Below are 22,392 nucleotides of genomic sequence, written 5' to 3' on the forward strand. Positions count from 1 at the left end.
TGCCGCGCGCCTTATCGAATCCCTGACTCTCGCGCAGGCCCGGTGCGCATGCTAGACCGCGCCGGAAATGCCAATGAGTTAAGGGATTCTTAGATGGCTCAGAGCGCAGTTCCGGCGGCAAGGGCGCCGATCCGTGTCGGCGTCGTCGGCGTCGGTGTCATGGGATCGAACCATGCCCGCGTGCTGGCCGACCTACCGGGCGCCTCGCTGATCGGCATCGCCGATCCCGATCTTGCGCAGAGCAAGAAGGTCGCGGAATTCCTCGGCTGCAAGGCGGTCGCCGATGTCGACGAATTGCTGGCACTGAAGCTGGATGCGGTCATCGTCGCCGCGCCCTCGCATCTGCACCACGACATCGCGCTCTCCGCCATCCGTGCCGGCGCCCATGTGCTCGTGGAAAAGCCGATCGCGCCCACGGTGGAGGAGGGCGAGGCCATCGTCGGTGCCGCCAAGGCTGCCGGCGTCACGCTGATGATCGGCCATGTGGAGCGCTTCAACCCGGCGGTCGAGGCGATCCGCAACGCCATTCGCGGCGAGGATATCCTGTCGATCGGCATCACCCGGGTCGGTCCGTTCCCGCCGCGCATGTCCAATGTCGGCGTGGTCATCGACCTCGCGGTCCACGACATCGACCTGATCTGCCATTTCACCAATTCGCACATTGTCGACGTCCAGCCGCAGGTGCGCGCCGCGGTGGCGGACCGCGAGGATATCGCGCTGCTGCAGTTCCGCACCGCCAATGGCGTGCTGGCGCACATCAACACCAACTGGCTGACCCCCTTCAAAGCTCGCACCGTGCACGTGGCGACGCGCAAGAAGTACGTCATCGGCGACCTGCTCACCCGTCAGGTGACGGAGTGCTCGGACTACAAGCCGGATGGCAGCTACTCGATGCGCCACCTTTCGGTCGCCTATGCCGAACCGCTGCGGGTCGAGCTGACGCGTTTCCTCGACGCCATCCGCACCGGCGGACGGCCGGACGTCACCGGCGAGGATGGCGTCTTGAGCCTCGCCACCGCGATCAAGTGCCTGGCGGACCACGGCAGCCCCGGCGATCGGCCGGCACTGCTGCGCGCCGCCGGCTGACAGGACATATTCATGAACTCGCATGTGAAGATCGACGCCGCTCCGGTTCCCTTCATCGACGTCGCCGCTCAGCGCGCCCGGCTCGGCAACCGGATCGACGAGGCGGTGGCGCGGGTGCTGGCCCATTGCCGGTTCCTCAACGGCCCGGAAGTTACCGAGTTCGAAGGCAAGCTCGCGGCCTTCGCCGGAGCGAAGCACGCCATCTCCTGCTCCTCGGGCACCGATGCGCTCGCCATGATCCTGATGGCTTGGGGTGTGAAAGCGGGCGACGCCGTGTTCTGCCCGGCCTTCACCTTCTGCGCCACCGCGGAAGTGGTGCCTTGGGTCGGCGCGACGCCGGTGTTCGTCGACGTGCTGCCCGACACCTTCAACATGGACCCGGCGAGCCTGGAAGCTGCCATCAAGGTCGCCGAGCGCGAGGGGCTTAACCCCAAAGCGGTGATCCCGGTAGACCTGTTCGGCCAGCCGGCGGATCTCGACGCCATCCTCGCCATTGCCAAGGCGCATGGCCTGAAGGTGCTGTGCGACACCGCGCAGGGTTTCGGCGCGACCTGGAACGGCAAGCGCACCGGTTCGTTCGGCGACGCCACCGCGACAAGCTTTTTCCCTGCCAAGCCGCTGGGCTGCTTCGGCGACGGCGGCGCCATCCTCACCGATGACGACGATCTGGTGCCGGTGCTGAAGAGCGTGCGCGAGCACGGCCAGGGCGTCGACAAATACGAGAATGTCCGCATCGGCATGACCGGGCGGCTCGATACCATCCAGGCGGCGATCCTCTTGGAGAAGCTCGCTATCTTCGAGGACGAGATCGCCGCCCGCGATGCTGTCGCCACCCGCTACAACGCTGCCCTGGCGGATGTGTGCACCGTGCCGGTGGTCGATCCGCGCGCGACCTCGATCTGGGCGCAATACACCATCCGCCTGCCGCACGGCGTGCGCGACGGGCTCGCCGCCGCGCTGCAGAAGGAAGGCGTGCCGACGGCGGTGTACTATCGCATCCCGATGCACCGCCAGCCGGCCTATGCGCATTTCCCCGCCGCCGGCAACGGCCTGCCGATCTCCGAGCAGCTCAGCGGCGAGGTCATCAGCCTGCCGATGCACGCCTATCTCGACGAGGCGACGCAGGACCGCGTGATCGCCGCGGTGCGACGGGCGCTTGCCGGCTGAAGTCAACGAGATGGTGTCATCCCGGACGGCCGCAGGTCGATCCGGGATCGTAAGAAGCTGATGCAGGGGACTTCACGCGATCCCGGCTCTCCGCTGCGCTGCGGCCGGGATGACGACGCAAGGCACGAATGTTAGGCGGCCATGCCTGCGCTTTCCCGACCCGCTGGCGGGCGAGACCGCGCTTGGGTAGGTTCCGGCACCGCGTTCGGCAGCCGGACCTTTCATGATTCGCTCCATCTTCTCCGTCGGCGGCTGGACGCTTGTGTCCCGGCTTACCGGCTTCGTCCGCGATATCGTCATGGCTGCGGTGCTCGGCGCCGGGCCGGTCGCGGATGCCTTCTACATCGCCTTCCGCCTGCCGAACCATTTCCGTGCCATCTTCGCCGAGGGCGCTTTCAACGCGGCGTTCGTGCCGGCCTATGCACGGGTGAAGACGCAGGAAGGGCCGGTCAGCGCGCGGCTGTTCGCCGATCGCATGCTGACCGCGGTCGTCGTCGTGCAGTTCGCCTTCCTCGGCCTGGCGCTGGCGGCGACGCCCTGGGTGGTCGCCATACTGGCGCCCGGCCTGTCCGACGACCCTCAGCGCTTCGACCTCGCCGTCGCCTTTACCCGCATCACCTTCCCCTATCTCGGGCTGATCGCGGTGGTGACGCTGGTCGGCGGCGTGCTCAACGCCAATGACCGGTTCTGGGCCGCGGCGGCGGCCTCGATCCTGCTCAACGTCGCTATGGTCGGCACGCTCAGCGCCGTCGGCCTGTTCCCGACCCCAGGCCACGCGGCGGCCTGGGGCGTGCTGATCTCCGGCTTCCTGCAAGTCGGGCTGCTGTTGTTCGACGCCGGCACGCACGGGCTCGGGCTGCGTTTCGGCCGGCCTCGGCTCGATCCGGAGACACGGCGTTTCCTCAAGGCGCTGGGGCCTGCCATTCTCGGCTCGGCAGGCGTCCAGCTCGCCATCTTCGCCGACACGCTGATCGCTTCGTTCCTGCCGCAAGGCGCGATCGCCGCGCTGTTTTACGCCGATCGCATCAACCAGCTGCCGATCGGCGTCGTCGGCATAGCTGCCGGCATCGTGCTGCTGCCGGAAATGTCGCGTCGCCTTGCCGCCGGCGACGATGACGGCGCCCGGCACGCGCAGGCACGGGCAATCGAGCTGACGCTGCTGCTCGCGCTGCCATTCATGGCCGGCGCACTTGCTGTCCCGGAGCTGACGATGCGCGCGCTGTTCATGCGCGGCGCCTTCACCGCCGAGGCTGCCGCGGCGGCGGGGATGACGCTTGCCGCCTATGGTGTCGGGCTGGTGCCCTTCGTCATCATGCGTGCCTTCATGGCACCGTTCTACGCGCGCGGCGACACTCGTACGCCGGTGATCGCCACGCTGCTGGCGGCCGGCGTCAACATCGCCCTCAAGATCGCGCTGATGGACCAGTTCGCGCAGGTCGGGCTGGCCTTCGCCACCTCGGTCGGCGGCTGGGTGAATCTGGCGCTGCTGATCTGGTTTGCACGGCGGCAGGGCATATTGGCGGGGGATGCCGCGCTCATGCGCGCGCTGCCGCGGCTCGCCTTGGCGACGCTGCTGCTGGCGGGCGTGCTCTATGGCGTCGCCAGGGGGGCGCTGCCGTTCACAAACGCGTTGCCGGTGTTCCGTGAGGAGACACGCCTCTTCCTCTGCCTCATCATCGGGGGCGCGGTCTATGCCGCGACAATCTGGCTTACCTTAGGGCGCCGGCAGCTGCGGGCGTTGGTACGCGGCGGTTAACGCCACCTCGAAGGTGCCGTGATCCGACTTACGCGGTGCAGCAAAATTGTGCTATCGCCACTCGCCGAAGCGTTACCCGTGGCGGGACGGATGCGCGGAGTTCCCGGCTCTAGAGCCGGAAAGCCATGTTGTTCGTTCGTCCGGAGGCCTTCCATGAAAGTCGCGTTCCCGCGTCTCGGCTTTGTCGCGTTTGCGATGGCCGCGCTGCTCGCCGGTTGCGGTGACAACCAGCAGGCGCAGCAGGCGCCGCCTTCGCCTCCGGTCACCGTTGCACTGCCGACCAAGAAGACCATCACCGACTATGACGAATATGTCGGGCGCTTCACCGCGGTGGACCTGATCCAGGTCTATGCGCGCGTCTCCGGTTATCTCGACAAGATCGGCTTCATCGATGGCCAGATCGTCAAGCAGAATGACCTGCTCTTCACCATCGACAAGCGGCCCTTCCAGGTGGCGCTCGAGCAGGCGCAGGCCAACCTCGCCAGGTCGCAGGCGGACCTCGATTTCGCGATCTCCGACCTGCAGCGCGCGCAGACCCTGCTCCAGGACAAGACCTCGACCGCCATCTCCAAGCAGACCTTCGACCAGCGCCAGCAGGTCGAGCGCTCGGCGCGCGCGCAGGTCGCTGCGAATGATGCGGCGGTACGTGCCGCCCAGCTCGACCTCGAATTCACCGAGCTGCGCTCGCCGGTCAATGGCCGCATCGGTGACCGCCGCGTCGCGGTCGGCAATCTCGTTACCGGCGGGCAGGGCGGTACCAACACCAATACGTTGCTCGCCACCGTCGTCTCGATCGACCCGATCTATTTCGAGTTCACCTTCGACGAGGCCTCCTACATCCGCTACCAGCGCATGACCAACAAGCGGGACCGCGTGGCGGGCGGACCGGGCGATCCGATCCCGGTACAGCTCGAGCTCATCGACGAGACCGGCTTCCCGCATCAGGGCACGATGGATTTCATCGACAATGTGATCCAGGAGAGCACGGGCACCATCCGCGGCCGTGCCAAGTTCGCCAACCCCACCGCCCAGTTCACGCCCGGCATGTTCGGCCGCATCCGTGTGCCGTCGTCCGATCCGCACGAAGCGATCCTTGTGCCGGACGTCGCCATCGGCACCGAACAGACTCGCAAGTTCGTCTATGTGATGGCCCCCGGCAGCGATCCGCAGGCGCCGCAGATGAAGTACGTCACGCTCGGCCGCGTCGTTGACGGGCTGCGCGTCATCACCACCGGTATCACCGGCGAGGATCGCGTGGTGGTCAACGGGCTGGTCCGCATCCGGCCGGGCGCCAAGGTGGTCGCCCAGGAAGAGCAGGCCAAGCCGCCGGCCGGGACTCCGCCGGCTGGCGCTGCCGCCAAACCCGCTGCAGCGAACTGATCGCGGGAGGTCGGCACATGCGCTTCTCGCACTTCTTCATCGATCGCCCGATCTTCGCCTCGGTGGTTTCCATCGTGGTGATGATCCTTGGCGGCGTGGCGTTCTTCTCGTTGCCGGTCGCGCAGTATCCGGATATCGCGCCACCAGTCATCAACGTGACCGGCCAGTATCCCGGCGCCAGCGCCGAGACGGTGGCCGACACCGTGGTCTCGCCGATCGAGCAGCAGATCAACGGCGTCGAGAAGATGATCTATCTGTCGTCGAACTCGACGGCGGACGGGCGCTTCTCCATCGCCGTGACCTTCGAGGTCGGCACCGATCTCGATATCGCGCAGGTCCAGGTGCAGAACCGCGTCGCCATTGCGGCGCCGCGCCTGCCGCAGGAAGTTCAGCAGATCGGCGTCATCACGGCGAAGAGCTCGCCGGACATATTGATGGCGGTGAGCCTCTACTCGCCGGACGATTCCCGCGACTCGCTGTTCATCTCGAACTACGCCAACCTGCAGATCAAGGATCAGCTGCAGCGCGTGAAGGGCGTCGGCTCGATCACCGTGTTCGGCAGCCGCGACTATGCCATGCAGGTCTGGCTCGACCCGACCAAGCTGCAGGCGCTGAACCTCGCCGCGACTGACGTCGTCGCCGCATTGCAGGCGCAGAACATCCAGGTCGCCTCCGGCGTGCTGAATGCGCCGCCGGTGCCGAAGCAACTCGCCTTCCAGGTGGCGGTACGCACGCTCGGGCGCCTGTCGACGCCCGAGCAGTTCGGCAACATCGTGGTGCGGCAGGTCGGTAATGCCGTGGTGCGCATGCGCGACGTCGCGCGCATCGAGATCGCGGCGCAGGACAATTCGTCCAACTCCTATTTCGATTCAAAGCCCGCGGTGGTGCTTGGCATCTTCCAGCTGCCGGGTTCGAACGCGCTCGCCACCGGCCAGGCCATCGAGGCCGAGATTGCGCGTATCTCCACGAGCTTCCCTGCCGGCGTCGCCTATTCGACCGCCTATAATCCGACGCGCTTCATCGCCCAGTCGGTGGAGGCGGTGGAACACACCATCATCGAGGCGATCATCCTCGTCATCATCGTGGTGGTGCTGTTCCTGCAGACATGGCGCGCCGCGATCATCCCGATCCTGGCGATACCGGTGTCGCTCATCGGCACCTTCTTCGTCATGAGCCTGTTCGGCTTCTCGCTGAACAACCTCTCGCTGTTCGGTCTGGTGCTCGCCATCGGCATCGTGGTGGACGACGCCATCGTCGTGGTGGAGAGCGTCGAGCACAATATCTCGACCGGACTCTCGCCGCGTGACGCCGCCTACAAGACCATGGATGAGGTGGGCGGCGCGCTCGTCGCCATCTCGCTGGTGCTGGCCTCGGTCTTTATTCCCTCGGCCTTCATCACCGGCATATCCGGTGAGTTCTATCGCCAGTTCGCACTGACCATTGCCGGCTCGACGCTGATCTCGCTGCTGGTGTCGCTGACGCTGTCGCCCGCCATGTGTGCGCTGCTGCTGAAGCCGCATCACACCGAACGCAAGACGGCCTGGTACGCCTGGCCGGTGGTTGGCTTCTTCCGCATCTTCAACAAGGGCTTCGACGGCGTCTCGCGCGGCTATGGCTGGCTCACCGGCCGGCTGGTGCGCTTCGCCGTCATCGTGCTCATCGTCTATGCGGGCATCCTCGCCTATGGCTTCACGGTGTTCCGCGACACGCCGCAGGGCTTCATCCCGGCGCAGGACCGCGGCTACCTGATCGTCGCCTCCCAGCTTCCGGGCGGCGCCGCACTCGAGCGCACCAACACGGTGATGACGCGGGCGGCGGAGATCGCGCTGAAGGTTCCCGGCGTCGAGCATGTGGTGAATATCGTCGGCTTCTCCGGCGCCACCTTCACCAACGCGCCGAACGCCGGCGCCATGTTCGTCATCCTCGGGCCGGCGGAAGATCGGGCGAAGGATCCGCGCCAATCCGCGACCGCAATCCAGGGGGCGCTGTTCCAGCAGCTCGCCGGGATCGAGGAAGCGTTCATGATCGTGGTGCAGCCTCCGCCGGTGTCCGGCATCGGCAATGCCGGCGGCTTCCGCATGATGATCGAGGACCGTGGTGGCCGCGGCTTCGACGCCTTGCAGGGCGCGGTCTATGCGATGATGGGCCGGGCCAACCAGACGCCCGGGCTGTCCCAGGTCTACTCGCTGTTCGAGACCTCGACGCCCCAGCTCTTCCTCGACATCGATCGCACCAAGGCGCAACTGCTCGGCATCAACATGGCCGACGCGTTCGCCGCGCTGCAGATCTATATCGGCTCGTCCTATGTCAACGACTTCAACCTGTTCGGCCGCACTTACCGGGTCCAGGCCCAGGCGGACGCGCCATTCCGCCTTACCCCGGAGGACGTGCTGAGGCTCAGGGTAAAAAATACCAATGGCGACACCGTGCCGTTCGGCTCCTTCACCACGGTGCGGGACATTTCCGGGCCGTACCGCGTGCCCCGGTACAATCTCTATCCAGCGGCGGAACTCGACGGCAACACGGCACCCGGCACCTCGCAGGGCCAGGCAATCCAGCTGATGCAGCAGATCGCCAAGGAGACCCTGCCCGAGGGCTTCGCCTTCGAATGGACGACGCTGGCCTATCAGCAGATCAATGCCGGCAACACCGCCATCTTCGCCTTCGCGCTCGGCGTGGTGTTCGTGTTCCTGGTGCTGGCGGCGCAGTATGAGAGCCTGACATTGCCGCTGGCGGTCATCCTCATCGTGCCGATGTGTCTGATCGCCGCCGTCACCGGAATCCTGATACGCGGGATGGACAACAACATCCTCAGCCAGGTCGGCTTCATCGTGCTGATCGGGCTCGCGGCCAAGAACGCCATCCTGATCGTCGAGTTCGCCAAGCAACTCGAGGATCGCGGCGAACCGCGGCAGCAGGCGGCGACGCATGCTGCGCAGCTGCGACTGCGGCCGATCATCATGACGTCGCTCGCCTTCATCCTCGGCGTGGTGCCGCTGGTGCGGGCGACCGGGGCGGGCGCCGAACTGCGCCAGGCGCTCGGCACCGCGGTGTTCTCCGGCATGATCGGCGTGACCGTGTTCGGCCTGCTGTTCACGCCGACTTTCTATGTGGTGTGCCGTTGGCTGGCCAGTCTCGGCGAGCGCCGTCGGCCCGCACCGAACGTCGAGCCGCCAGCGCCGCCGGCGGAAGTGCAGCCGTCAGCGTGAGCGGCGGCTCGCGAATGCTGACCTTCTGCCTCTCCCCGTCGGGGAGAGGGCAGGGGTGAGGGGCTCGCCGCTCCGCAATCGTGTCACCCCTCACCGACCCGCTTCGCGGGCCACCTCTCCCCAACGGGGAGAGGAAAGCCAAGCGTCGCCCGTCAGTCCAGGACGGCCGCCTTCAACAGGCACACCATGGTGGCGTGAGCCGGCTTGGTACCGAGATTGCGGATGACGTGCCGGCGGTCGCAGCGATAGCGCAGCGTCTCGCCGGCGCGGGCCACCTCGACGACGTCCGCGCACTCGACCTCCAGTTCGCCCGACAGCACCGACAGGCACTCGATCGAGCCGCGCTGGTGGCCGTCGGAGACCAGCTCGCCGCCCGGTTCGGCGACGAAGTCGAACCATTGCAGCCATTCCACCGTCTTGATCCAGCCGGTGATGGTGAGGCGGCATTTGCCGTCCTCGGAGACCAGGATCGGCGTGTCGCCCCGGCTCAGATGCTCGACGAACGGCTCGTCGTCGGTGGCGGCGAGGAAGCGCTCGATGGAGACGTCCAGCGCCTGCGACAGCCGCCAGACGGTGGCGAGCGTCGGGTTGGTCTCGTTGCGCTCGATCTGGCTGATGATCGACTTGGCGACGCCGGATTGCTCGGAGAGGTCAGCCAGCGAGAGATTATAGGCCTTGCGCAGCCGCTGGATGGTGCGGCCGAGCTGGCCAGTGATGGCCTGCGCACCGGCATCCATGCCGTCCCGGTCGAGAATTCGCGTGCGGCCCGACATGTACCCTCCTGTGCCTGGCCGGACATTAGCGCATGTTCCGCGAAGGTTGGAAGACTTTTGCGCTCCGAACATGCTCCAACATATTGAATCTAGAGCACTATCTTGTCGCTCGGATGATTCGTCCGAGCGAATGGTGCTCCGGGTTGCGCCCGCGCGACAGCGCAAGGCTGTGAGCTGCCAAAACGTCTCACGTCCACGCGCCTTGCGGGGTTTGCGCGTTGCGATAGCCTCACGCCATGGCAGCCGGAGAGCTGCCGACAAGGCCAACGCCTGGGAGGAAGCCCATGTCCTATCGTCACCTGCTTGCCGCAGGGCTGCTCGTCTGTGCCGCTACGCCTGCCTTCGCCGTCGAGATCACCCGCTCGGTCGAGGTCTCCACGAACCCCGCCAAGACCTGGGAAGCGATCGGCGCCTTCTGCGGCATCGGGGTCTGGCATCCCGCCATCGCTAAATGCGAACTCGGCATGCGGAAGGCGCATGCGGCGCGTACGCTTTCGTTGAAGGGCGGCGGCACCATCCTGGAAGAGGAGCTTGAGCGCAGCGACCGCGGCATGAGCTATACCTATGCCATCCTTGAGAGCCCGCTGCCGGTCGAAGACTACAAGTCCACAATCTCGGTGAAGGAGCACGGCACCGGTTCGACCATCACCTGGGCCGGCAACTTCAAGGCCAAGGGCGCCAGCGATGCCAAGGCGGCCGAAGTCATTACCGGCATCTATGACGCCGGGCTCGGCGGCCTGAAGGCCAAGCTGAAATAAGCGGCACTCGCCATGAAGCGGGGTGCGGATGCCGCCTCGGCGGATTAGGATGTCGCCATGACCGCACATCAACACCCCCTTCTGCCGACCTTCGCCGATGTCGCCTCCGCGGCCGAGCGCCTTGCGCCGGTCGCGGTGCGCACGCCGCTGCTCGCCGTTCCCAAGCTCGACGAGCTGACCGGCGGGCGCGTCTTCGTGAAGCCGGAGCCGCTGCAGCGCACCGGCTCCTTCAAGTTCCGCGGTGCCTATAACCGAATCTCCCGCATCGACGCGGCCGACCGGGCCGGCGGCGTCGTCGCCTGTTCCTCCGGCAACCATGCGCAGGGCGTCGCCGCGGCGGCGACGCTGCTCGGCATGCCGTCGGTCATCGTCATGCCGAAGGATGCGCCGGCGCTGAAGAAGGCGCGCACCATCGCGTTCGGCGGTGAGGTGGTCGAGTATGACCGCGTTACCGAGGATCGCGAGGCGATCGCGCTCGATATCGCGCAGCGGCGCGGCGCTATCTATGTGCCGCCTTATGACGATTTCCACATCATCGCCGGGCAGGGCACGGTCGGGCTGGAGATCGCCGAGGATCTCGCCCGTCTCGGCCTCGCCCCGGACTACGTGCTGGCCAATGCCTCGGGCGGCGGGCTGGTGTCCGGCATCGCGCTGGCGGTGAAGCAGCATTTTCCGCATGCCCATGTGCTGACCGCCGAGCCTGCCGGCTTCGACGACCATGCGCGCTCGTTCCGTGCCGGTCATCGCGAGCGCAACGCGCAGGCCTCCGGCTCGTTCTGCGACGCGCTGCTGGCGCCGACGCCTGGCAAGCTGACCTTCGAGATCAGCTCGAAGCTGGTCGGCGAGGGCGTGGTGGCGAGTGACGAGGAAGTGGCGCGCGCCGTCGCCTTCGCCTTCGAGGAACTGAAGATCGTGGTGGAGCCGGGCGGCGCGGTCGGGCTTGCGGCAGTGCTGGCCGGGCGGCTCGACCTCAGGGGCATGACCGCCGCCATCGTGCTGTCAGGCGGCAATGTCGATGCAGCGACCTTCCTCCAATGCCTGAAGATCGCGGGACGGGCCTAGGTTTCGTCATCCCGGCCGAAGACCCGGGATCGTAAGAAGGGGATGCGCAACACCTTCCTACGATCCCGGATCGGCCTTCGGCCGTCCGGGATGACGACATTTGCGGCTTAACGCGCCCTTATCCCACCGCGGCGGCGAGGCGCTGCACACGGCTCTGCGCTTCACTGATATTGGCGAGGAACTGCTCGGTGCAGGCGCGCCAGCTGTGGCGTAGCGCGAATTGCCGTGCGGCGTCGCGATCGAGCGTGAGCGCTTCCAATGCCGCGGCGCGAAGGTCGTTGCTGAGCACGCCGACCCGGTCTGCCCCTTCGGCCGTCGGGCCGATCACGTCAACCGGTCCGGTGACCGGGAAGGCAGCGACCGGGAGGCCGCTCGCCAGCGCTTCCAGCAACACGATGCCGAAGGTGTCGGTGAGGCTCGGGAATACGAAGACGTCGGCGGCGGAGTAAGCCTGGGCAAGGCTCTCGCCCTCGCGCAGGCCGAGGAAGCGGGCGGCCGGATAGCGCGCCTGCAATTCGCCGCGCGCCGGGCCTTCGCCGACGATGAGCTTGGTGCCGGGCAGATCGAGCGCGAGGAACGCCTCGATGTTCTTCTCCACCGACACCCGGCCGACATAGAGGAAGACCGGGCGCGGCAGATCGTGCAGCGCGGGGTCGGTGATCTCGTCCATCGTGCGGGGGCGGAACAGGTCGGCATGCACGCCGCGCGACCAGCGCATGATGTTGCGGAAGCCGCGGCCGCGCAGCTCGGTCTCCAGCGTGTCGGTCGAGACCATCATGCCGGCGGCGGCATTGTGGAAGCGGCGCAGCCACGCATAGGACAGGCGCTGCGGCACCGGGGCGCGCGCGGCAAGATATTCCGGGAAGCGGGTATGGTAGCTGGTGGTGAAGATCCGCCCCTGCGCGAGGCAGGCGCCGCGCGTCATAATGCCGATCGGCCCTTCGGTCGCGATGTGCACGAAATCCGGGGCCTGCTGGCGCAGCCGCCGGGCGATCATCCGCGAGGTGGTCAGCGCCAGCCGGATCTCCGGATAGGTCGGCATCGGAAGGGTGCGGAATTCCTTCGGGGTGAGGAATTCTATTGTTGCGCCGAGTTGCGTCGCCTCGCGCGCGGTGTGCTCGAGCGAGCGCACCACGCCATTGACTTGCGGATGCCAGGCGTCCGTCGCGATCAGTATGCGCATCAGGCAGCGACCCGCGGGCGTTCGAGCAGGAGCGGAGCATCAGCACCGGAGCGGAAACGCCGCGCCCAGTCAATCAGTTCGAAGCGGCCATCCTCATGCTCGACAATGGCGGTGCAGCTTTCCACCCAGTCGCCGGTATTGAGATAGGCGATGCCGAAGCGGTCATGCATCACGGCGTGGTGGATGTGGCCGCAAATGACGCCGTCAACCTTGTGGCGCCGCGCCTCATTGGCCACGGCTTCCTCGAAGCGGCCGATGAAGTTCACCGCGTTCTTCACCCGGAGCTTGGCCCATTGGCTCAGCGACCAATAAGGGAAGCCGAGCTTGCGGCGGACCCAGTTGAGGTAGGTGTTGACGCCGAGCGCGAAGGTGTAGGCGCCGTCGCCGAGGAAGGCGAGCCATTTGGCGTGGCGCACCACCACGTCGAACACGTCGCCATGGATGATGAGATACTTCTTGCCGTCCGCCGCTTCGTGGATCGCGGTCTCGACCACCTCGATGCCGCCGAAGTGGCTGCCATAATAGTCGCGCAGGAACTCGTCATGGTTGCCGGGCAGATAGAAGATGCGCGCGCCCTTGCGGGCCTTGCGGAGCACCTTCTGCACCACGTCATTGTGCGTCTGCGGCCAGTACCAGCCGGCGCGCAGGCGCCAGCCGTCGATGATGTCGCCGACCAGATAGATATTGTCGGCGTCATGGTGTTTCAGGAAATCCAGAAACAACTCGGCTTGGCAGCCCTTGGTCCCGAGATGAACATCGGAAATAAAGAGGCTGCGGAAGCGTCGCGCGTCGGGTTCGTCGTTCACCTCGGGCGGTCTCCCCGCGGGGCCCTGATCCAGGCTCAGAGAATGATTCATGAAGGGCAGATAAGCCCGAGTCGGGTCACGCTTTTATGACGCCGGGGAAACTGCCTTTTAGACGAACAGCATAAGCACGCTTGCGGCGACCAGGGCCGCCATTAGGAGATTGACGATCCGGCGCTGGCGATCATCCGACAAGGTGCGCGCCAGCACGACACCGAATCCGGCCCACACAGCAAGCGCCGGAAATGTGACTATGCCCATCACCAGCGCGATCAGCAACACTTCTGCGACGAGATCGCCGCCGACGGTGGTGAAGGCCGGCACCACGCCGAGCGCCAGCGTCCACGCCTTGGGATTGACCCACTGGAACAAGGCGGCCTGCAGCACGGTCAGCGGCCGGGCGATCGGATCGGAGCCGTGCGGGCCTCCGGCATTGGCGATTTTCCAAGCGAGATAAAGCAGATAGGCGGCGCCGATGACTTTCAGAATCACATGGAGCTGGGGGATGGCGGTGAAGATGCCGCCGAGGCCGAAGCCGACGGCAAGGATCATCACCGGGTAACCAAGCGCGACGCCCCAGATCTGAGGCAGCGTGCGGCGAAAGCCGAAGGCGGCGCCAGATGCCGCCGAGATCATGTTGTTCGGCCCCGGCGTGAAGGCGCCGGCTATGGCGAACAGCGTGAGGGAGAGCAGGGAACTGACCACGGCCGCAACTCGCTGCAGGAGGCGTTAGGGCAGTATGCCTGCCCTAATCGTCGGTTGTCTCTTCGCTAGACCTGCCGGCGTCGAGGCGCAATCCGAAATCGCGGCAATCCGAAATCGCCAGTAGTGTGTCCGCTGATGTCGGCTGCGCTGCTGTCGGAGCGTCCTTGAGGCGCCCGCTGAAGCGATGCGGGGAAAGGGGAGGTCGATGCTCTACGCCATTCTCGCCTATCATGTGGAAGAGACGGTCGCGTCCTGGACGCCGGAGGAGGACGCGGCGGTGATGGACGGCCTGCTCAAGGTCCATGACCGGCTCGACAAGGAGGGCTGCCTCGGTCCGGCGGCACGGCTCGGGCCGACGGGGCGGGCCTGCACGCTGCGTGGTCCCGGCGCCGGCGTCGTCATTGACGGCCCGTTCGCCGAGACCAAGGAGCAACTGCTCGGCCTCTATGTCGTCGACCGCGAGACGCGCGAAGAGGTGATCGCCGTCGCGCGCGACCTGCGCCGGGTCAATCCCACCGCGGTGTATGAGATCAGGCCCATCCTGCTCTATCTGCCTGGGGCGCCGTTCCCGGTCACCGAAGCGCCGGCCGGGAGCGAGCAAGGCTGATACGCCGCGTTGCCTCCCCTGATCGGCGGGGACATGATCCGCACCGATCAGGGGAGGACACACCATGAAGCTCGTCCGCTTCGGCGCTGCCGGCATGGAGAAGCCCGGCCTCATCGATGCCAGCGGAGTGGTGCGCGATCTCTCCGGCATCGTTGCAGACATTGGTGGGGACACGCTCACGCCGGCCGGTCTCGACCGGCTGCGCGCGCTCGACCCAGCTTCGTTACCCGAAGCGCCGGCCGGCGTGCGGCTCGGCGCCTGCGTCACGCGGCCCGGGCATTTCATCGCCGTCGGGCTCAATTATGCCCACCACGCCGAGGAGGCGGGCATGGCGATCCCGACCGAGCCGGTGCTGTTCTCCAAGGCGCCGAACTGCATCGTCGGCCCGGACGACGACATCATCCAGCCCATGGGCTCGACCAAGCTCGATTGGGAGGTCGAACTCGGCATCGTCATCGGCAGCCGCGCCCGCTATGTCGAGGAAGCCGACGCCGGTCGGTATATAGCCGGCTTCTGCCTCGCCAATGACGTCTCCGAGCGCGCCTTCCAGATCGAGCGCGGCGGGCAATGGATCAAGGGCAAGAGCTGCGAGACCTTCGGCCCACTCGGCCCCTGGCTGGTGACGCCCGACGAGATCACCGACGTGCAGAACCTCTCCATGTGGTGCGACGTCAATCACGAGAAGCGCCAGCGCGGCTCGACCCGCACCATGATCTTCGGCGTGAACTTCCTCGTCGCCTACATCAGCCGCTTCATGGTGCTCGATGTCGGCGATGTCATCATCACCGGCACGCCGCCGGGCGTTGGCCTCGGCATGAAGCCACCGGTCTATCTCAAGCCGGGCGACGTGGTGACGCTCGGCATGGACGGGCTCGGCGAGCAGCGCCAGACGGTGGTGGCGTTTCCCGGCTGACACACCCTGCCGGAACATGTTCCAGCGTCAATCACGAGCGCGCGAGAGCGCCCGGGATGCGATTGCTCCGCTTATTGGAAGCTCTCTATGTTGCGGCGCAGCGGAGTCGGGAGTGCTTCCGCGTAACCGGGAGCCTGTTCATGATCCGCCGCCTTGTGCTTGCCGCCATGCTCGCCCTCAGCGCCATCACCGTGGTGTCCGCGCAGTCCAACATCGTCGAGCAGCGCGAGGCGCTGTTCAAGGCAATGAACCGCGAGGTGCGGCCGGTCGGCGCCATGCTGAAGGGCGAGACCGCGTTCGATGCTGCCAAGGTGCAGGCGGCGCTCGACCTCGTCATCAAGAATGCGCAGGTGCTGCCGACCATGTTCCCGGCCGGCTCGCAGGACGGCAGCGAAGCGCTTCCGGTGGTGTGGGAGCGCAATGACGAGTTCAAGGCGCTGTTCGCCAAGCTGGGCGATGAGGCGGCGAAGGCCAAGGTCGCGATCACCGACGATGCCAGCCTCAAGGCGAACTTCCCGAATGTGCTGCGCGCCTGCGGCAATTGCCACCAGACCTTCCGCAAGAAGAGCTGATCCATGGATGCGGTGTCCAAGGCGCGCTCCGGCACCGCACTGGCGGGCCAGGCGCCGGCGGTGCTCGCCTGGGACCTGCCGACCCGGCTGGCGAAATGGACGCTCGCGGTGCTGGTGGGGCTCGCCTTCGCCAGCAAATATATGGCGATGTCGGCCTCGTCTGGCACATGTGGAACGGCCTCGCCATCCTCACACTCGTGGTGTTCCGCCTGTTGTGGGGGCTGGTCGGCGGCTCGACCGCTCGTTTCGCCTGGTTCCTTGCCGGGCCCGCCGCGGCGCTGCGCTATGCGGCCGATCTCGTGCGCGGGCGCTCGCCGCGCTATCTCGGCCACAATCCGCTCGGCGGCTGGATGGTGGTGGCGCTGCTGGCGCTCGTCGCGGCGCAGGGCGTGGCCGGGCTGTTCACCACCGACGACATCATCGTCGACGGGCCGCTGGTACGAGTGGCGGGAGAAGACTGGATCAAGCGCGCCTCGGCGCTGCATCAGGACATCTATTGGTGGCTCCTGGGTCTGATAGCGCTGCACGCGCTGGCCAATCTCGCCTATTCGCTGTTCGGCAAGGATAACCTGATCCTCGCCATGTTCACCGGTCACAAGCCGCGCGCGGCCTATGCCGACCAGGCGTCCGCGACGGCTGGCTCGGTCGTGCTGGCGATCGCGTGCCTCGCCGTTTCGGCGGGCATCGTGTTCGGCGGCATCGCGCTCGCCGGGGGCGATCCGTTTCCCTAGCTGAGATCGCGCGGCGGCGCACGGCAGCCATGTAAAGCCGTGCCTTGCCGCAACGGCGCGAACATGCTCCAAGCCGCCGCATGAACGCGCTCAAGGGGATCGCGCTGCAGGTCGGCGCGACCTTCCTATTCACCATCATGTCGGCTTTGGTGCGCATCGTCTCGGAACGGGTTCCGACCGGCGAAGTGATCTTCTCGCGCGCCTTCTTCGCGCTGTTCCCGCTGCTGGCGCTGCTGGCGTTCCGGCGCGAGATCAGCGCCGCGGTGCGCACCGCCAATCCGGTCGGCCACATCATCCGCGGCACCATCGGCGTGTGCTCGATGTTCCTGACATTCTCCGCACTTGCCCGCATTCCGCTGGCAGACGCCACCGCCATCGGCTTCACCGCGCCGCTGGTCACCGTGATCCTCGCCGCGATCTTCCTGCGCGAGACTGTGCAGCTCTATCGCTGGGCCGCGGTGCTGGTCGGCCTGGGCGGCGTGGTGGTGATGCTGTGGCCGCATTTCGAGGGCGGCTTCGAGACGCGCGAGCGTGCGCTCGGCGCCACATTCGCGCTGATGGCGGCGGTGTGCACGGCGAGCGCCATGGTGCAGATTCGCCGCCTGACCGCGACCGAGACCACGCCGGCCATCGTGTTCTATTTCCAGGCATTGGCGTCGCTGGCAGGGCTTGCCACGGCGGCGTGGGGCTGGACGCTGCCGAGCGCGGGCGATGCGGCGCTGCTGCTCACCATCGGCATTCTCGGCGGCATCGGGCAGATCCTGCTCACCGAGAGCTACCGCTATGCGCCGGCTTCGCTGGTGGCGCCCTTCACCTACTCGGCGATGCTGTGGGCGGTGCTGCTGGGCTTCATACTGTTCGCCGAGACGCCCCCGCTGCTGGTGCTGGTGGGCGCGGGGATCGTCATCACGGCCGGCATGTTCGTCATCTGGCGCGAGCGCCGATCGGCGCGGGATGCCGAGGCGGATGCGGCATCGTCGCCCTCCGGCCCGTCGGCCTGAAATCAGAACGCCTTGTAGGTGACGATGGTGCGGGTGTCCTGGATGCCCGGCACGGTCTGTACCTTCTCATTGATGAAGTGACCGATATCGGTGCCTTCCGCGACATAGAACTTCACCAGCAGGTCGAAATCGCCCGCGGTGGAATAGATCTCGGAGGCGATCTCGGCGTCGGCGATGGCGTTGGCCACCTCATAGGAACGGCCGAGCTGGCATTTGATCTGGACGAAGAAAGGGATCATGGCGCGCATCCGTATTTTCAGCGCGCCAAGGGAACAGAAGGGCACGATGCTGGCAACCCCCATAGTCGGTGTTCGCGCTGTACTTGAAAGCGGGTCCCGCTTCGCTTAATTCGACGGGTAACGATCTCGTTGGGGTGTCCGAAAGGGCTGAGAGGCGGTTCCGCCAACCCACGAACCTGATCCGGATCATGCCGGCGGAGGGAACGGGTCGCGCTCATGCCGGGACTTATGCGTCCGGCGTCCGGCGCGTCGCATCCTCCCGGCGGGGAGGACGCCTGATGAAGACCCCCATCGCCGTGACCATTGCAGGCTCGGATTCCGGCGGCGGCGCCGGCATCCAGGCCGACCTCAAGACGTTCTCCGCACTCGGCGTCTATGGCGCCAGCGTCATCACCGCGCTCACCGCGCAGAACACGCTCGGCGTTTCCGGCATCCACGACGTGCCGCCGGATTTCGTCGCGGCGCAAATCGATGCGGTGTTCTCCGATCTCGACGTCGATGCGGTAAAGATCGGCATGCTGTCGCGTCCCGAGGTGATCGAGACGGTTGCCCTCGGGCTCGACCGCCATCGCCTCACCACCGTGGTGCTCGACCCGGTGATGGTGGCCGCGTCCGGCGATCGGCTGCTGGTGCCGGAAGCGGTGGAATCCTTGCGCCGCCTGCTGTTGCCGCGGGCGCTGCTGATCACGCCGAACCTGCCGGAAGCCGCTGCGCTGCTGGATGCAGCGCCGGCAACGAGCGTCACCGAGGCAAGGGCGCAGGCGGAGCGGCTCCTGGCCTACGGGCCCAAGGCGGTGCTGGTGAAAGGGGGGCATGGCGAGGGGCCGGAGAGCGTCGACGTGCTGCTCGATGCTGAGGGTTTCGTTGAATTGCGGGCCCCGCGTGTCGCCACCCGCAACACCCATGGCACCGGCTGCACGCTATCCTCCGCCATCGCGGCCGGGCTGGCGAAAGGCCTGGCGTTGCGGGACGCGGTCGAGGCGGCGAAGCAGTACCTCACCCGCGCCATCGGTCGCGCCGACGACCTGAGCATCGGTCGTGGCCACGGCCCGGTGCACCATTTCCACGCCATCTGGGATTGAAATTCATCCATTGCCATTCCGGAACGGCCGTGAGGCCGTATCCGGGATGGCAAGAAGGTGTTGCGCATCAGCGTCTTACGATCCCGGCTCTTCGCCCTTCGGGCTACGGCCGGGATGACGACATAAAGTTGGTCTCGCGTGTGTCAGCCCCACAGTTCGGGCTTCGGCGGGTAGACCAGGCTGCCTTCATAGTGCAGCGCCGGCTCGCGGTCGCGGGCGAGCAGCAGCGGGCCGTCGAGATCGACATAGCGCGCCGCGCCCGCCAGCAGCAGCGCCGGGGCCATGGCGAGCGAGGTCGCGACCATGCAGCCGACCATGATGTCGAGCCCGGCGGCGCGCGCCGCCTCGGCCAAAGCGAGCGCCTCGGTCAGCCCGCCGGTCTTGTCGAGCTTGATATTGATGGCGTCATAGCGCCCGGCGAGATGGCTGAGGCTCTCCAGCCCATGCGCGCTCTCATCGGCGCAGACCGGGACCGGCCGGATGATCCGCTCCAGCAGGCCGTCATCGGTAGCCGGAAGCGGCTGCTCGACCAGGGTGACGCCGGCGCTGGCACAGGCGGCGAGGTTTGCCTCGAGATTCGCGGCGGTCCAGCCCTCATTGGCATCGATGATGAGTTCGCATTCCGGCACCGCCGCGCGGATCGCGGCCAACCGCTCGGCGTCGCCCTCCTTGCCCAGCTTCAGCTTGAGCAGCGGGCGGCCGGCCACCCGCGCCGCCTCGGCCATGGCCTGCGCGGTGCCGAGGCTGATCGTATAGGCGGTGGTTACCGGCGCTGGAGCGGGGAGGCCGGCAAGTTCGAAAGCGCGGCGCCCGGTGCGCTTTGCCTCGAAATCCCAGAAGGCGCAATCAAGCGCGTTGCGCGCCGCGCCGGGCGGCAGGCGCTCCTGCAGATCGGCGCGGTCGAGGCCGGCTGCGACCTCCGATGCCACGGAGGCGATGAGCGCGGCGACGCCATCGACGGTTTCATCGTAACGGGCATAGGGCACGCATTCGCCGCGCCCGGTCGTCGCGCCGTCGGCAAGTTCCGCCACTACCACCACCGCCTCGGTCTTCGAGCCGCGGGCAATGGTGAAGGCGCCCGCTATGGGAAAGCGCTCGATGCGCACGGAAAGTGTCGGCATGGCGGGGATCCGCGAGGCTGGTTGGCCGGGGAATCGGCGGTCGAGGCGCAATCATAGCAATGCCGGCGAAGCTTCTGTCCTGTAACGTCGCCGGGAAAGCACACAATGGCCAAGAGTTTGCGCTATCATTACCTTGATACCGTCAAGTTGCCCTATGGTCTCGACGGAATCGAGGCGTCCGGATAAGAGGTTGAGTGCCCCGGACCGCCTTGGCGAGCTGGATTAGGAGGCGTTGTTGGGAGCCCGATTTGGGAGCCGCTGAAGCCCCGCTGCTGGCGATGGCCCGCCATGGGCGTGAGTTGGTGTTCGTCGGCAACGGCCGATGGACGGCGGCGCATTCGCACGCGCTCGAATCCGTGGTGGATGCGTGCCTCGAGGAATCCCGTTCCTCCACCGGGCCGACAAGCGCCGCGCGGGTCGACCTGTCCGGCGTCCGCATCATCGACACAGTCGGCGCGTTGCTGCTCGACCGCGTGCTGCGCACGCTCGAGGAAGACGGGGTGCACTCGCAACTGGTCGGGCTTGACCGGCGTTTCCAGCCCTTGCTGGACGAGGTGCAGCGGGGCTGCCACGAGGTGCCGCCGCCACGCCAGCACCGCAACCCGCTGGTAGGCAGCCTCTATGTCACCGGCCGGTCGGTGATGGGTGGCTACGAGGACGCGGTCCAGTTCCTGGGTTTCGTCGGTGCGGTGGTGATCGCGTTCCTGCGGGTGCTGATACGCCCGCAGAATTTCCGCTGGACCTCGATGGTCTATCATCTGGAGCGGGTAGGGCTCAGGGCGGTGCCGATCATCGCCCTCATCACCTTCCTGATCGGCTGCATCATCGCGCAGCAGGGCATCTTCAATTTCCGCAGGTTCGGTGCGACCACCTATGTGGTCGACATGGTCGGCATCCTCACGCTGCGCGAACTCGGCGTGCTGATTGTCTCCATCATGGTCGCCGGCCGTTCCGGCAGCGCCTTCACCGCCGAACTCGGCTCGATGAAGATGCGCGAGGAGGTGGACGCGCTGCGGGTGATGGGGTTCGACCCCAACGAGGTGCTGGTGCTGCCGCGACTGGTCGCGCTGATCATTGCGGTGCCGCTGCTCACCTTCATCGGCAACATGTGCGCGCTGTTCGGCGGTGGCCTGGTGTCGTGGCTCTACGGCAGCATCACGCCGACTATCTTCATGGCCCGGCTGCAGGAAGCCATCGGGCTGAACACCTTCGAGGTCGGCATGATCAAGGCGCCGTTCATGGCGGCCATCATCGGCCTCATCTCCTGCATGGAGGGCATGCGGGTCGGCGGCAGCGCGGAATCGCTTGGCGCCAAGACCACCGCCGCGGTGGTGAAGTCGATCTTCCTGGTGATCGTGGTGGACGGACTGTTCGCCATGTTCTTCGCCGCCGTGAATCTGTGAGGCGAGCGTGGCGCAGGGCATGAACGGCACCAATGGCGCGCATCACGCGGGCGTGCACCCGGGCGAGCCGATCATCCGCGTGCGCGACCTCGTGGTCGGCTTCGGCGACCGCATCATCCTCGATCATTTGTCGCTCGACGTGATGCCGGGCGAGATCCTCGGCTTCGTCGGCGCTTCGGGCGGCGGCAAGTCGGTGCTGACCCGCACCATTCTCGGCCTGGTGCCGAAGCGCGCCGGAACCGTCGAGGTGTTCAGCGAGGATCTCGATACGCTCGGCTTTGAGCAAAAGCGCCTGCTGGAGCAGCGCTGGGGCGTGCTGTTCCAGCAGGGCGCGCTGTTCTCCTCGCTGAGCGTGAAGCAGAACATTCAGTTCCCGATGCGGGAATATCTCGATTTGTCGCCACGGCTGATGGACGAACTCGCCATCGCCAAGATCGAGATGGTGGGCCTCTCGCCGGACGTTGCCGAGAAGGCGCCCTCCGAGCTTTCCGGCGGCATGATCAAGCGCGCCGCGCTGGCGCGCGCGCTGGCGCTCGATCCGGAGATATTGTTCCTCGACGAGCCGACCTCGGGCCTCGATCCGATCGGTGCCGGCGAGTTCGACGAACTTATCGGCACATTGCAGCAGACTTTGGGGCTGACCGTATTCATGGTAACCCACGATCTGGACAGCCTTCACACGGTGTGCGACCGCATCGCGGCGCTGGCCGAAGGCAAGGTGATCGCGGTCGGGCCCATCGAGACGATGCTGGCCTCCGATCATCCCTGGATCTCCGCCTATTTCCGCGGCAAGCGGGCACGGGCGGTGGGTATCGCAAACGAAGGGCGGCGGTGAGACGTA

The 22,392-nt window shown here is 66.6% G+C and carries 21 protein-coding genes and 1 riboswitch; of the genes, 15 read left to right on the forward strand and 6 right to left on the reverse strand.

The window, feature by feature from the left end:
- Positions 1-93 precede the first annotated feature (93 nt).
- The 5 genes from G3545_RS00445 (at position 94) to G3545_RS00465 (ending at position 8,598) form a co-directional block, all read left to right on the forward strand.
- On the forward strand, positions 94-1,086 hold the full coding sequence (locus G3545_RS00445; RefSeq protein ID WP_170008971.1) for a Gfo/Idh/MocA family oxidoreductase: 993 nt from the start codon (positions 94-96) through the stop codon (positions 1,084-1,086).
- Positions 1,087-1,098: 12 nt separating this feature from the next.
- Complete coding sequence (locus tag G3545_RS00450; protein WP_170008972.1) at positions 1,099-2,253, forward strand: DegT/DnrJ/EryC1/StrS family aminotransferase; 1,155 nt, start codon at positions 1,099-1,101, stop codon at positions 2,251-2,253.
- Between the two features lie 223 nt (positions 2,254-2,476).
- Positions 2,477-4,009 (forward strand): murein biosynthesis integral membrane protein MurJ, encoded by a 1,533-nt coding sequence (murJ, locus tag G3545_RS00455; RefSeq protein WP_170008973.1) that lies wholly within the window; start codon positions 2,477-2,479, stop codon positions 4,007-4,009.
- Positions 4,010-4,162: 153 nt separating this feature from the next.
- Positions 4,163-5,389: an efflux RND transporter periplasmic adaptor subunit gene (locus tag G3545_RS00460; protein ID WP_170008974.1), complete on the forward strand. Its 1,227-nt coding sequence runs from the start codon at positions 4,163-4,165 to the stop codon at positions 5,387-5,389.
- Positions 5,390-5,406: 17 nt separating this feature from the next.
- A complete protein-coding gene (locus G3545_RS00465; protein WP_170008975.1) occupies positions 5,407-8,598 on the forward strand; it encodes a multidrug efflux RND transporter permease subunit in 3,192 nt (1,063 codons plus the stop codon).
- A 152-nt stretch (positions 8,599-8,750) separates the two neighbouring features.
- On the opposite strand, the gene G3545_RS00470 is transcribed toward G3545_RS00465, so the two are convergent.
- A complete protein-coding gene (locus G3545_RS00470; RefSeq protein ID WP_170008976.1) occupies positions 8,751-9,371 on the reverse strand; it encodes an XRE family transcriptional regulator in 621 nt (206 codons plus the stop codon).
- 284 nt (positions 9,372-9,655) lie between these two features.
- Between G3545_RS00470 and G3545_RS00475 the strand changes: the two genes are divergently transcribed.
- Together G3545_RS00475 and G3545_RS00480 are read left to right on the forward strand one after the other, a co-directional pair.
- Positions 9,656-10,129, forward strand: coding sequence for an SRPBCC family protein (locus G3545_RS00475; RefSeq protein WP_170008977.1), 474 nt, complete (start codon positions 9,656-9,658; stop codon positions 10,127-10,129).
- A 57-nt stretch (positions 10,130-10,186) separates the two neighbouring features.
- On the forward strand, positions 10,187-11,191 hold the full coding sequence (locus tag G3545_RS00480; RefSeq protein WP_170008978.1) for a threonine/serine dehydratase: 1,005 nt from the start codon (positions 10,187-10,189) through the stop codon (positions 11,189-11,191).
- A 118-nt stretch (positions 11,192-11,309) separates the two neighbouring features.
- Here G3545_RS00480 and G3545_RS00485 read toward each other — a convergent pair whose 3' ends face one another.
- From G3545_RS00485 to G3545_RS00495, 3 genes are all read right to left on the reverse strand, one after another.
- Positions 11,310-12,374, reverse strand: a complete 1,065-nt coding sequence (locus G3545_RS00485; protein ID WP_170008979.1) for a glycosyltransferase family 1 protein — start codon at positions 12,372-12,374, stop codon at positions 11,310-11,312.
- Positions 12,374-13,180 carry a UDP-2,3-diacylglucosamine diphosphatase gene (locus G3545_RS00490; RefSeq protein ID WP_246702633.1) on the reverse strand — a complete coding sequence of 269 codons (807 nt, stop codon included), beginning with the start codon at positions 13,178-13,180 and terminating at the stop codon, positions 12,374-12,376. Before G3545_RS00490 ends, G3545_RS00485 begins: the two co-directional genes overlap by 1 nt.
- 108 nt (positions 13,181-13,288) lie before the next feature.
- Positions 13,289-13,882 carry a LysE family translocator gene (locus G3545_RS00495; RefSeq protein ID WP_170008981.1) on the reverse strand — a complete coding sequence of 198 codons (594 nt, stop codon included), beginning with the start codon at positions 13,880-13,882 and terminating at the stop codon, positions 13,289-13,291.
- A gap of 205 nt (positions 13,883-14,087) precedes the next feature.
- Between G3545_RS00495 and G3545_RS00500 the strand changes: the two genes are divergently transcribed.
- From G3545_RS00500 to G3545_RS00520, 5 genes are all read left to right on the forward strand, one after another.
- Positions 14,088-14,489: a YciI family protein gene (locus G3545_RS00500; RefSeq protein WP_170008982.1), complete on the forward strand. Its 402-nt coding sequence runs from the start codon at positions 14,088-14,090 to the stop codon at positions 14,487-14,489.
- A gap of 64 nt (positions 14,490-14,553) precedes the next feature.
- Positions 14,554-15,402 carry a fumarylacetoacetate hydrolase family protein gene (locus G3545_RS00505; protein WP_170008983.1) on the forward strand — a complete coding sequence of 283 codons (849 nt, stop codon included), beginning with the start codon at positions 14,554-14,556 and terminating at the stop codon, positions 15,400-15,402.
- Between the two features lie 140 nt (positions 15,403-15,542).
- The gene (locus G3545_RS00510; RefSeq protein WP_170008984.1) at positions 15,543-15,974 is read left to right on the forward strand and encodes a cytochrome c; all 432 of its coding nucleotides are present in this window, start codon (positions 15,543-15,545) and stop codon (positions 15,972-15,974) included.
- 95 nt (positions 15,975-16,069) lie between these two features.
- Positions 16,070-16,705 carry a cytochrome b/b6 domain-containing protein gene (locus G3545_RS00515; RefSeq protein ID WP_246702634.1) on the forward strand — a complete coding sequence of 212 codons (636 nt, stop codon included), beginning with the start codon at positions 16,070-16,072 and terminating at the stop codon, positions 16,703-16,705.
- Between the two features lie 80 nt (positions 16,706-16,785).
- Positions 16,786-17,706 (forward strand): DMT family transporter, encoded by a 921-nt coding sequence (locus G3545_RS00520; protein WP_170008985.1) that lies wholly within the window; start codon positions 16,786-16,788, stop codon positions 17,704-17,706.
- Positions 17,707-17,708: 2 nt separating this feature from the next.
- Here G3545_RS00520 and G3545_RS00525 read toward each other — a convergent pair whose 3' ends face one another.
- A complete protein-coding gene (locus G3545_RS00525; RefSeq protein WP_170008986.1) occupies positions 17,709-17,945 on the reverse strand; it encodes an Lrp/AsnC ligand binding domain-containing protein in 237 nt (78 codons plus the stop codon).
- Between the two features lie 120 nt (positions 17,946-18,065).
- Positions 18,066-18,165, forward strand: a riboswitch (TPP riboswitch).
- A 58-nt stretch (positions 18,166-18,223) separates the two neighbouring features.
- On the opposite strand from G3545_RS00525, the gene thiD reads away from it, so the two are divergent.
- Entirely contained in the window at positions 18,224-19,027 is an 804-nt protein-coding gene (gene thiD, locus G3545_RS00530; RefSeq protein ID WP_170008987.1) for a bifunctional hydroxymethylpyrimidine kinase/phosphomethylpyrimidine kinase, read from the forward strand.
- Between the two features lie 143 nt (positions 19,028-19,170).
- Here thiD and dgcA read toward each other — a convergent pair whose 3' ends face one another.
- Positions 19,171-20,148 (reverse strand): N-acetyl-D-Glu racemase DgcA, encoded by a 978-nt coding sequence (dgcA, locus tag G3545_RS00535; protein WP_170008988.1) that lies wholly within the window; start codon positions 20,146-20,148, stop codon positions 19,171-19,173.
- Between the two features lie 248 nt (positions 20,149-20,396).
- Between dgcA and G3545_RS00540 the strand changes: the two genes are divergently transcribed.
- Together G3545_RS00540 and G3545_RS00545 are read left to right on the forward strand one after the other, a co-directional pair.
- Positions 20,397-21,551: an ABC transporter permease gene (locus tag G3545_RS00540; protein ID WP_170008989.1), complete on the forward strand. Its 1,155-nt coding sequence runs from the start codon at positions 20,397-20,399 to the stop codon at positions 21,549-21,551.
- Between the two features lie 19 nt (positions 21,552-21,570).
- Positions 21,571-22,386 (forward strand): ATP-binding cassette domain-containing protein, encoded by an 816-nt coding sequence (locus G3545_RS00545; protein ID WP_170017835.1) that lies wholly within the window; start codon positions 21,571-21,573, stop codon positions 22,384-22,386.
- The last annotated feature ends 6 nt before the right edge of the window (positions 22,387-22,392 follow it).

This window comes from Starkeya sp. ORNL1 (assembly GCF_012971745.1).
GTDB lineage: Bacteria > Pseudomonadota > Alphaproteobacteria > Rhizobiales > Xanthobacteraceae > Ancylobacter.

Excerpts from the sequence above, each read along its gene's own strand:
- G3545_RS00445 (WP_170008971.1), top strand. The coding sequence starts at position 94 with ATGGCTCAGAGCGCAGTTCCGGCGGCAAGGGCGCCGATCCGTGTCGGC.
- G3545_RS00450 (WP_170008972.1), top strand. The coding sequence starts at position 1,099 with ATGAACTCGCATGTGAAGATCGACGCCGCTCCGGTTCCCTTCATCGAC.
- murJ (WP_170008973.1), top strand. The coding sequence starts at position 2,477 with ATGATTCGCTCCATCTTCTCCGTCGGCGGCTGGACGCTTGTGTCCCGG.
- G3545_RS00460 (WP_170008974.1), top strand. The coding sequence starts at position 4,163 with ATGAAAGTCGCGTTCCCGCGTCTCGGCTTTGTCGCGTTTGCGATGGCC.
- G3545_RS00465 (WP_170008975.1), top strand. The coding sequence starts at position 5,407 with ATGCGCTTCTCGCACTTCTTCATCGATCGCCCGATCTTCGCCTCGGTG.
- G3545_RS00470 (WP_170008976.1), bottom strand. The coding sequence starts at position 9,371 with ATGTCGGGCCGCACGCGAATTCTCGACCGGGACGGCATGGATGCCGGT.
- G3545_RS00475 (WP_170008977.1), top strand. The coding sequence starts at position 9,656 with ATGTCCTATCGTCACCTGCTTGCCGCAGGGCTGCTCGTCTGTGCCGCT.
- G3545_RS00480 (WP_170008978.1), top strand. The coding sequence starts at position 10,187 with ATGACCGCACATCAACACCCCCTTCTGCCGACCTTCGCCGATGTCGCC.
- G3545_RS00485 (WP_170008979.1), bottom strand. The coding sequence starts at position 12,374 with ATGCGCATACTGATCGCGACGGACGCCTGGCATCCGCAAGTCAATGGC.
- G3545_RS00500 (WP_170008982.1), top strand. The coding sequence starts at position 14,088 with ATGCTCTACGCCATTCTCGCCTATCATGTGGAAGAGACGGTCGCGTCC.
- G3545_RS00505 (WP_170008983.1), top strand. The coding sequence starts at position 14,554 with ATGAAGCTCGTCCGCTTCGGCGCTGCCGGCATGGAGAAGCCCGGCCTC.
- G3545_RS00510 (WP_170008984.1), top strand. The coding sequence starts at position 15,543 with ATGATCCGCCGCCTTGTGCTTGCCGCCATGCTCGCCCTCAGCGCCATC.
- G3545_RS00515 (WP_246702634.1), top strand. The coding sequence starts at position 16,070 with ATGGACGCTCGCGGTGCTGGTGGGGCTCGCCTTCGCCAGCAAATATAT.
- G3545_RS00520 (WP_170008985.1), top strand. The coding sequence starts at position 16,786 with ATGAACGCGCTCAAGGGGATCGCGCTGCAGGTCGGCGCGACCTTCCTA.
- G3545_RS00525 (WP_170008986.1), bottom strand. The coding sequence starts at position 17,945 with ATGATCCCTTTCTTCGTCCAGATCAAATGCCAGCTCGGCCGTTCCTAT.
- thiD (WP_170008987.1), top strand. The coding sequence starts at position 18,224 with ATGAAGACCCCCATCGCCGTGACCATTGCAGGCTCGGATTCCGGCGGC.
- dgcA (WP_170008988.1), bottom strand. The coding sequence starts at position 20,148 with ATGCCGACACTTTCCGTGCGCATCGAGCGCTTTCCCATAGCGGGCGCC.
- G3545_RS00545 (WP_170017835.1), top strand. The coding sequence starts at position 21,571 with ATGAACGGCACCAATGGCGCGCATCACGCGGGCGTGCACCCGGGCGAG.